At 51.9% G+C, this 1,025-nt stretch carries 1 protein-coding gene and 1 pseudogene; both read right to left on the bottom strand.

Annotated features, from left to right (window positions below; all coding sequences use genetic code 11):
• A pseudogene (locus ACMHKH_RS14620) lies at window positions 1-488 on the bottom strand (IS3 family transposase); the annotation flags it as partial.
• Complete coding sequence (locus tag ACMHKH_RS14615; protein ID WP_192521042.1) at window positions 464-961, bottom strand: transposase; 498 nt, start codon at window positions 959-961, stop codon at window positions 464-466. The gene ACMHKH_RS14615 and the pseudogene ACMHKH_RS14620, both read right to left, overlap by 25 nt.
• Window positions 962-1,025: the final 64 nt, after the last annotated feature.

Raw genomic sequence — 1,025 nt, 5'->3', positions numbered from 1 at the left:
CCCCGTACCGGACTTGGCAGATAGGTGATATCCCAGCAGAACACTTGGCAAGGGCCAGTGGCAGTAAAGGTCTTTGGGGCGCTTGAGGCTTTAGGGGCAAGTGCACGACCGCGGTGAGCCAATTGCTCATGCTGCCTCAGCACCCGATAAAAGGTAGACTCTGAGCCATGATATATCCCCTCATCAAGCAGGGTCGGTACAATTTGGGTGGGCGGCAGACTGGCAAAGCGGGGCTGATTGCACACGGCTAGGATGGCGGCTTGTTCAGAGGCGCTCAGTTTATTCTTAGGAGCTTGGCGCACGGCGTCACACCGTTTATCACCATTCACGTGACCTGCGCGGTACCAGCGCCGATAGGTGCGGATGCTAATGCCAACTTCAATACAGGCAAGGTTAAGTCTGGCTCCTGAGTGATTGGCCTCTTGTATCCAGTCTATGTATTGCTTGCGCTTAGGGAGCAAGGTCAGTCGTCCTCGTGCTCCTCCCAAAACGCTTCCAACTTTTTTCGCAATACCAGTAAGGCGGCAGTTTCAGCTAAAGCCTTTTCTTTTCGAGCAAGCTCTCGGGTGAGTTGTTTGATCTGTTTGCGATCGCTCTGCTGCTGACGCTTGTCTTTCAGGCTTTGTTGTTTGCTGCTGCTAAAGCCTTGTAAGGCGTCAGTACGCCACGCTTTGATTTGCTCAACATATAGGCCTTTGCTGCGGCAGTATTCGCTAAGTTCACTCTCGCTTAGGGTGGCCGTCTCTATAATGGTGGCAAGCTTGGTTTCGCTTGACCAGTCATCAGGGGTTTTATGGTTCGATGGCATGGGGTGACCTTGTTCTCTAGCTTGGGCACGCCAATTATACAGGGTCTGTAATCCGATGCCTTCACTTCTTGAAACCTCGGCAACACTTAGGCTCAGCGGGGGTAGCAGTTTGCTGAGTATAGCCTGTTTACGTTCTTCGCTATATCGTGGCATGATGTGTCCTCATTGTCCCCTTTGGAATTATTATTTAGGGGTGACAACTATCCTGCCATAGGGG

The organism is Psychrobacter glacincola, assembly GCF_965118485.1.
Taxonomy (GTDB): Bacteria; Pseudomonadota; Gammaproteobacteria; order Pseudomonadales; family Moraxellaceae; genus Psychrobacter; species Psychrobacter glacincola_D.
Note: the sequence above shows the minus strand (reverse complement) of the source record. Positions and strands in the feature narration are given on the sequence as shown.

Coding starts and splice junctions, on each gene's coding strand:
- ACMHKH_RS14615 (WP_192521042.1), bottom strand. CDS start 961: ATGCCACGATATAGCGAAGAACGTAAACAGGCTATACTCAGCAAACTG.